Origin of the sequence: Massilia sp. TSP1-1-2 (genome assembly GCF_049896185.1) — a bacterium.
GTDB lineage: Bacteria > Pseudomonadota > Gammaproteobacteria > Burkholderiales > Burkholderiaceae_D > Telluria_A.
Window position 1 is genome coordinate 38,676 of the sequence record NZ_JAFCTU010000042.1, and the last position, 7,378, is coordinate 46,053.

Sequence of the window (7,378 nt, forward strand, 5' to 3'; positions counted from 1 at the left end):
GGCTGAACCGAAGTGTAACGACTAAGATACAAAGGAAAAACATGCTATTTCTGGAGCGTTACTTCCAGAAAACAGAAGGATACGCTTTTATCGTACGACTTTCCAGTGTTCCCGGGGGACCACGGGAAGGCGTGTAGCGATTTCCCAGCGACCATAAATATGGTACGCTGCGCTGCCTGAAAAACAACCTCATGCAATATCAGTTTGGCAGCGGCTACCCGCCGTGCGCCATCTTAGCCACCGTCACAGACGCGTCACCCACGCGCAAGAAGGAAGCGAATGAGCAAGGACGAACCACTACGCCTGCACGTACCGGAACCCACCGGCCGTCCAGGATGCGCCACCGATTTTTCTTATCTGCGCCTGTCCCCGGCGGGCAGCGTGCGCAGGCCCGAAGTCGATGTGCTGCCAATGGATACGCGCGACATGGCCTATTCGCTGGTGCGCGTACTCGACGAACAAGGCCAGGCCGTCGGCCCCTGGGTGCCCGAAATCGACATTGAAGTGGTGCGCACCGGTTTGCGCGCCATGATGAAGACCCGCATTTTCGACGCCCGCATGCTGCTGGCCCAGCGCCAGAAAAAAATGTCGTTCTATATGCAGAGCCTTGGCGAAGAAGCCATCGGCGCGGCCCAGGCGCTCGCGCTGCGCCTGGACGACATGTGCTTTCCCACCTACCGCCAGCAAAGCATCCTGATGGTGCGCGACTATCCGATGGTCGACATGATCTGCCAGCTGATGTCGAACGAAGGCGACCCGCTCAAGGGCCGCCAGCTGCCGGTCATGTATTCGGTCAAAAAAGCGGGCTTTTTTTCCATCTCCGGCAACCTGGCCACGCAGTACATCCAGGCGGTCGGCTGGGCCATGGCGTCGGCCATCAAGGGCGACACCAAAATCGCCTCGGCCTGGATCGGCGACGGCGCCACCGCCGAAGCGGACTTCGACACCGCCCTCACCTTCGCCCACGTGTACCGGGCGCCGGTGATCCTGAACGTGGTCAACAACCAGTGGGCCATTTCGACCTTCCAGGCAATCGCCGGTGGCGAAGACACCACATTCGCCGCGCGCGGCGTGGGCTGCGGCATCGCTTCGCTGCGGGTGGACGGCAACGACTTTTTGGCCGTGTATTCCGCTTCGTGCTGGGCCGCCCAGCGCGCCCGCCGCAACCTGGGGCCAACTCTGATCGAATGGGTGACCTACCGCGCCGGCCCGCACTCCACCTCGGACGACCCATCCAAGTACCGTCCCAACGACGACCCCGCGCACTTCCCGCTGGGCGACCCGATCGCGCGCCTGAAGCAGTACCTGATCGGCGCCGGCGCCTGGTCGGAACAGGAGCACGAAGAGACCCAGAAAGCGCTTGAAGCCGAAGTATTGGCCGCGCAAAAGGAAGCGGAAAAGTTCGGCAGCATGGCCAGCGGCAGCGTTTTCAGCCCGGCCGAAATGTTCGAAGGGATCTACAAGGACATGCCTGAACACCTGCGCACGCAGCGCCAACAGCTGGGAATCTGACAATGGCAACTGACCAAGGCAAGACAACACCAATGACCATGATCCAGGCGCTGCGCTCGGCCATGGATGTGATGCTCGAACAAAACGACGACGTCGTCGTCTTCGGGCAGGACGTGGGCTACTTCGGCGGCGTATTCCGCTGCACCGAAGGCCTGCAGAAAAAGTACGGCAAGTCGCGCGTGTTCGACACGCCAATTTCCGAAGGCGGCATCGTGGGCGTGGGCATCGGCATGGCCGCCTACGGCCTGCGCCCGTGCATCGAGATCCAGTTCGCCGACTATATCTACCCGGCCTACGACCAGATCGTGTCGGAAGCGGCGCGCCTGCGCTACCGTTCGGCCGGCGACTTTACCGCGCCGCTCACGATCCGCACGCCCTGCGGCGGCGGCATCTACGGCGGCCAGACCCACAGCCAGAGCCCGGAAGCGGTGTTCGGCCACGTGTGCGGCCTGCGCACGGTGATGCCATCGAACCCGTACGACGCCAAGGGCCTGCTCATTTCGGCCATTGAATGCGACGATCCGGTCATCTTCCTGGAACCCAAGCGGCTGTACAACGGCCCGTTCGACGGCCACCACGACAAGCCTGTGGTGCCATGGTCGCAAAACCCGATGGGCGAAGTCCCGGAAGGCTATTACACCGTGCCGCTGGACGTGGCGACCGTATTCCGACCAGGCGAACAGTTGACGGTGCTTGCCTACGGCACCATGGTCTGGGTGTGCGAAGCGGCGGCGAGCGAAAGCGGCATCGACGCCGAAATTATCGACCTGCGCAGCATCTGGCCGCTGGACCTGGAAACCATCGTCAAGTCGGTCAAGAAGACCGGCCGCTGCGTGGTGGTGCACGAGGCGACCCGTACCTGCGGCTTTGGCGCCGAACTGGTCTCGCTGGTGCAGGAACACTGCTTCTACCACCTGGAAGCGCCCATCGAGCGCGTGACCGGCTGGGACACTCCTTATCCGCACGCGCAGGAATGGGCCTATTTCCCAGGCCCGGACCGCGTCGCTGCGGCATTCAAACGTACGGTGGAGGCATAAAAATGGGTGTTCATGTCATCAAGATGCCAGACATCGGTGAAGGTATTGCAGAAGTCGAATTGGTCATGTGGTACGTAAAGGTGGGCGACAACGTGACCGAGGACATGATCCTGGCCGACGTCATGACCGAAAAGGCGACCATTGAAATTCCGTCGCCGGTGCACGGCAAGGTGCTGTCGCTGGGCGGCGTGGCCGGCCAGGTAATGGCGGTCCATTCGGACCTGATTCACATTGAAGTGGAAGGCGCGGGCAACCTCAAGGCTGGCGCGCCAGCAACAGTGCCTGCGGTGGCTACCGCGCCCGTGATGGTCACGCCGAGCATGCCGGCGCCGACCACGGTTGCAGCTTCACCGGCGCCGGTGGCCGTGCCATCGGCTGTCACCCCAGCAGCGCCAGCCAAGGCAACGGTGGCTGCGCGCAGCGGCCCGGCGCGCGACGCCGGCGAAAAGCCGATCGCTTCGCCGGCGGTGCGCCGCCGCGCGTGGGACCTGGGCATCGAACTGCAGTTCGTGGCGGGCAGCGGCCCGGCCGGACGCATCATGCAGGAAGACCTCGATGCCTTTGCCGCGCGTGGCGCAGCATCGGACGGCGAGCGCAGTGCGCGCTACGCAGAACGCAACGACGAGCAAAACGTGCCGCTGATTGGCCTGCGCCGCAAGATCGCCCAGAAAATGGCCGACTCCAAACGCCGCATTCCGCACTTTTCGTACGTGGAAGAGATCGACGTCACCGAACTCGAAGCGCTGCGCGCGCGCCTGAACGAGCAATGGGGCAAGGAGCGCGGCAAGCTGACTGTGCTGCCGCTGTTAATGCGCGCCGTGGTGCTGGCGCTGCGCCAGTTCCCGCAGATGAACGCCCGCTTTGACGACGACGCTGGCGTCGTCACCCAGTTCGGCGCCGTGCACATGGGTGTGGCCACCCAGACCGACGCCGGCCTGATGGTCACCGTCATGCGCCACGCCGAAGCGCGCGACATGTGGTCGAGCGCATCTGAAGTGGCGCGCCTGGCCGCAGCTGCCCGCGACGGCAAGGCCACGCGCGAGGAGCTGTCCGGCTCCACCATCACCATATCGAGCCTGGGGCCGTTGGGCGGCATCGTCACCACGCCGGTCATCAACCACCCGGAAGTGGCCATCATTGGCGTAAACAAGATCGTCGAGCGGCCCATGATCCGCAGTGGCGCCATGGTCGCGCGCAAGATGATGAACCTGTCGTCGTCGTTCGACCATCGCGTCGTCGACGGCATCCACGCCGCCGAATTCATCCAGGCTATCCGCGTGCTCCTGGAATGCCCAGCCATGCTTTTTGTCGAGTAATCCATGAACGCACACACAACTACCCTGCTCGTTATCGGCGGCGGACCTGGCGGCTATGTCGCTGCCATCCGCGCCGGCCAACTGGGCATCGCCACCACGCTGGTCGAGAGCGGCAATCTTGGCGGTACCTGCCTGAACGTCGGCTGCATCCCGTCCAAGGCGCTGATCCACGCGGCAGACGAATTTGAAAAGACCACGCATTTTGCGGACGGCTCGGCGCTGGGCATCTCGGTGCCGTCGGCCAGCATCGATCTGGCGCAGACCACGCGCTGGAAAGACGGCATCGTTACCCGCATGACCGGCGGCGTCGCATCCCTGCTCAAGAAAAGCGGCGTGCAAGTGATCAAGGGCCACGCCCGCATCATCGACGGCAAGACGGTCGAGATCACGGGCGACGGTGAATCGGTGCAGCGCATCGGCTGCCAGCACCTGCTGCTGGCAACCGGTTCGTACACGACCGAGCTGCCTTTCATGCCGTTTGGTGGTCGCGTGATCAGCGCCACCGAAGCGCTTTCGCCGACCGTTGCGCCACAGCGAATGGTGGTCGTTGGCGCCGGCTACATCGGCCTGGAACTCGGCATCGCCTACCGCAAGCTGGGTGCGCACGTGTCCGTGGTTGAAGCGAAGGACAGCGTGCTGCCGGCCTACGACGTCGACCTGACCAAGGCCGTGGCGACCTCGCTCAAGGGCCTGGGCGTTGAGCTGCACCTGGGCTGCTCGGTGCTGGGCATGAATGCCGGCCAAGATGCCGTGCGAGTGCGCGGCGCCAATGGCGACGAGTTTGAACTAGCGGCCGACCAGGTGCTGGTGGCCGTCGGGCGCCGTCCGCGCACGCAAGGCTTTGGCCTGGAAGGCTTGATGCTTGACATGGCGGGCCAGTTCATCAAGGTGGACGACCAGTGCCGCACCTCGATGCGCGACGTGTGGGCCATCGGCGACGTCACGGGCGAGCCAATGCTGGCCCACCGCGCCATGGCGCAAGGCGAGATGGTAGCCGAGATCATCGCCGGCAAGAAGCGGCACTTCATGCCGGCGGCGATTCCCGCGGTGTGCTTTACCGATCCGGAGCTGGTGGTGGTGGGCTTGACGCCGCAGGAAGCCAAGGCGGCGGGCATGGACTGCATCGATGCGCTGTTTCCGTTTTCGGCCAATGGCCGCTCCATGACGCTCGAATCGAAAGATGGTTTCGTGCGCGTGGTGGCGCGGCGCGACAATCACTTGATTGTCGGCTGGCAGGCTGTGGGCAAGAGCGTATCGGAACTGTCGGCCGCGTTTTCGCAGTCGCTGGAAATGGGCGCGCGGCTGGAGGACATCGGCAGCACCATCCATGCGCACCCGACCTTGGGGGAAGCGATCCAGGAAGCGGCGTTGCGCGCGCTGGGGCATGCGCTGCATATTTAAGGTGGCTTGAACCGGCCAAGTTGGCAATTTCCACATCGCCCTCGCGCGGGCGATGTGGAAGTAGGCTCGCAGGGCGCAAAAGCGTCAGCGCATTGCGCCATGCATGCGCCCCGTTGACGCCGGCATGGCGGAATGCGCATTTGTTTTTCCGCCCTACCCCGTTCACGGCGCAAAGTAAGTCTACTTTCGGCTCTGCTTCAAGAGCCACTCGAACAGCCCCGCCTTCCCGTAGGCATGCACCCATGCATCCACGTGACCACCTTCCGGCAACACGGTGTATCTCACGTCGCCTCCAGCAGCCTGCAAGGCGGCAACCATGCGCGCCGATTCCTCTTCCGGCACTGCATCATCCATTTTTCCGTGAAACACCCAGGTCGGTATGGCGCGCATGCTTGCCACCCCGCGCGCAATGCCGCCGCCGCAAATTGGCGCCACCGCCGCAAAATAATCCGGGTAACGGCTGGCCAGGTCCCACGCTCCGTAGCCACCGAGGCTCAGGCCCGTCAGATACACGCGCGTGCGGTCGACGTTGTACTTCCTGAGCACCTGGTCAAGCAAGCCCTTTAACGCAAGCGCGTGCCAGGCTTCGCCTTCGGCCAGTTGGGGAGATAAAACGATAAACGGAAAGTCTTCATCCTTCTCGGCAATTGCCGGCGGCCCCCACGCCTTGACCTTTTCCAGGTCCGTGCCGCGTTCCCCCGAACCGTGCAAGAACAGGATCAGCGGCACGCCCGGCCCTTTGGCCGAGTACCCTTTAGGCAGAAAGCGCAGATAGGGAAGTGTCGACGTCACGGTGGACACCAGTTTGGTGGCGCGGCTTTTCGCCATGGCGGGAAGTGCCATCGCGAGCGCGAGTGCGGCCATTACAGTTCGTCTGTCCATGTTCATTAGGAATGATTGCGATGCAGCATACTACCAGCACCGCCCGCTTTGCCCATGAAAAAACGCCTGGGTCAGGATGCCACCAGTCCAGCTCCACAGGCACGCGCCACTATCAGCGCCCGCCCCGGCTAGCTGCCCAACTAAACGCTGTGGCCAATTTTTTTGCTGGCTATATAACTTCGCATGACGTCAGCGCATTTTTAGCAGTCACGTAAGCGGCGATAAATTCGGACGGCATGCGGCGCGCGCGCCCGCTGCTCATTTCAATGCAGACCAGGTCCCAGTGGCCGCGAAGCACGGTTGCCTGGTCGCTGTTTCTGACCAGCTGGAACCTGCGCTCCATCGTCAGCTTGCCATCGCCACCCATCAGCCAGGTGGCCAGCGTAAGCTGTTCGCCTTCGACGGTGGGCAGCAGATAGTCGTAGAGGCCGCGCCGGATTGCCATGGCGCGGTCCAGGCGTCGATAGTCGGCAATACCCAGGCCCAGTGCTTCGGAGTGCGCCCAGCCGGTTTGCTCGCACCAGCGCACGTACACCGCGTTGTTGGCGTGATTGAGCCCGTCAATATCCTCCGCGCGCGGCGCCAGCGCATGAATGAAGGGATCCGGATAGTCCCAGTTCAAGTTTGCCCCTTTACGAAACGACATTGGCGCCACGCGCAGCATGGTTCGGCTCCGTGATAGCCTGCACAATGGCGCCGGCGATTTTGCCACCGCCAGTGACGGACGGCTCGATCGGATTGGCGTAGTCGTCGGAAGACGTACAGACCAGGCGCAGGTCGATGACCTTCAGGCCGTGTTCGACGGCAACACGCAAGATGACGTCGTTAAACACCGTCAATGCTACCGTGGCGCGCTGCTGGTAGTGCGTGTCGGGAAAATTGCCGTTGTAAATAGTGCAGACGACCAGCGGCAGCGCGAGGGCAAGGCATGCCTGCAGCACCTTGCGGTATGCCAGTTCAAAGTCGCGCGCAATGTTGGCCAGCAAGATCAGTGTCTCTGCCGTGGAAGTGACGGGCGTGTCCAGAAGTGGCAAGCACATCAGTGCATTATTGCCTCCTACACTCAGCAGCAGGTGCGAAGCGTCCGGCGGCAGATGCTGCAGTTTAAAGTGGACCCACGAGTCAAGACAAGAATGTATTTAGTTTAGGCTGCGCTTATTTCACATGCAGCTGCCCGGCGCTGCCCCGCGTTTTCTACCGTCGATGATGTGTCCTCCGTTGGCGCTTCTG

Annotated in this window: 7 protein-coding genes; 4 read left to right on the forward strand and 3 right to left on the reverse strand. The window is 62.8% G+C overall.

What is annotated here, in order from left to right:
• Positions 1 to 279: 279 nt before the first annotated feature.
• Genes ACP7BV_RS24185 through lpdA form a run of 4 tightly spaced genes read left to right on the forward strand, consistent with a single transcriptional unit; the run spans position 280 to position 5,266 of the window.
• Complete coding sequence (locus ACP7BV_RS24185) at positions 280 to 1,512, forward strand: 3-methyl-2-oxobutanoate dehydrogenase (2-methylpropanoyl-transferring) subunit alpha (protein ID WP_426107420.1); 1,233 nt, start codon at positions 280 to 282, stop codon at positions 1,510 to 1,512.
• A 2-nt stretch (positions 1,513 to 1,514) separates the two neighbouring features.
• Positions 1,515 to 2,549 (forward strand): alpha-ketoacid dehydrogenase subunit beta, encoded by a 1,035-nt coding sequence (locus tag ACP7BV_RS24190; protein WP_426107421.1) that lies wholly within the window; start codon positions 1,515 to 1,517, stop codon positions 2,547 to 2,549.
• Between the two features lie 2 nt (positions 2,550 to 2,551).
• Positions 2,552 to 3,865, forward strand: a complete 1,314-nt coding sequence (locus tag ACP7BV_RS24195) for a dihydrolipoamide acetyltransferase family protein (protein ID WP_426107423.1) — start codon at positions 2,552 to 2,554, stop codon at positions 3,863 to 3,865.
• A gap of 3 nt (positions 3,866 to 3,868) precedes the next feature.
• Positions 3,869 to 5,266: a dihydrolipoyl dehydrogenase gene (gene lpdA / locus ACP7BV_RS24200; RefSeq protein ID WP_426107424.1), complete on the forward strand. Its 1,398-nt coding sequence runs from the start codon at positions 3,869 to 3,871 to the stop codon at positions 5,264 to 5,266.
• 180 nt (positions 5,267 to 5,446) lie between these two features.
• Here the strand turns inward: lpdA and ACP7BV_RS24205 are convergent, their stop codons facing one another.
• The 3 genes from ACP7BV_RS24205 to ACP7BV_RS24215 form a co-directional block, all read right to left on the reverse strand.
• Entirely contained in the window at positions 5,447 to 6,130 is a 684-nt protein-coding gene (locus ACP7BV_RS24205) for a prolyl oligopeptidase family serine peptidase (protein WP_426107426.1), read from the reverse strand.
• Between the two features lie 187 nt (positions 6,131 to 6,317).
• Complete coding sequence (locus ACP7BV_RS24210; RefSeq protein ID WP_426107427.1) at positions 6,318 to 6,770, reverse strand: acyl-CoA thioesterase; 453 nt, start codon at positions 6,768 to 6,770, stop codon at positions 6,318 to 6,320.
• Between the two features lie 10 nt (positions 6,771 to 6,780).
• The gene (locus tag ACP7BV_RS24215; protein ID WP_426107429.1) at positions 6,781 to 7,188 is read right to left on the reverse strand and encodes an SGNH/GDSL hydrolase family protein; all 408 of its coding nucleotides are present in this window, start codon (positions 7,186 to 7,188) and stop codon (positions 6,781 to 6,783) included.
• Positions 7,189 to 7,378: the final 190 nt, after the last annotated feature.

What these genes read in the sequence shown, in the direction of transcription:
- ACP7BV_RS24185 (WP_426107420.1), top strand. Translation starts at nt 280, where the DNA reads ATGAGCAAGGACGAACCACTACGCCTGCACGTACCGGAACCCACCGGC.
- ACP7BV_RS24190 (WP_426107421.1), top strand. Translation starts at nt 1,515, where the DNA reads ATGGCAACTGACCAAGGCAAGACAACACCAATGACCATGATCCAGGCG.
- ACP7BV_RS24195 (WP_426107423.1), top strand. Translation starts at nt 2,552, where the DNA reads ATGGGTGTTCATGTCATCAAGATGCCAGACATCGGTGAAGGTATTGCA.
- lpdA (WP_426107424.1), top strand. Translation starts at nt 3,869, where the DNA reads ATGAACGCACACACAACTACCCTGCTCGTTATCGGCGGCGGACCTGGC.
- ACP7BV_RS24205 (WP_426107426.1), bottom strand. Translation starts at nt 6,130, where the DNA reads ATGGCCGCACTCGCGCTCGCGATGGCACTTCCCGCCATGGCGAAAAGC.
- ACP7BV_RS24215 (WP_426107429.1), bottom strand. Translation starts at nt 7,188, where the DNA reads ATGTGCTTGCCACTTCTGGACACGCCCGTCACTTCCACGGCAGAGACA.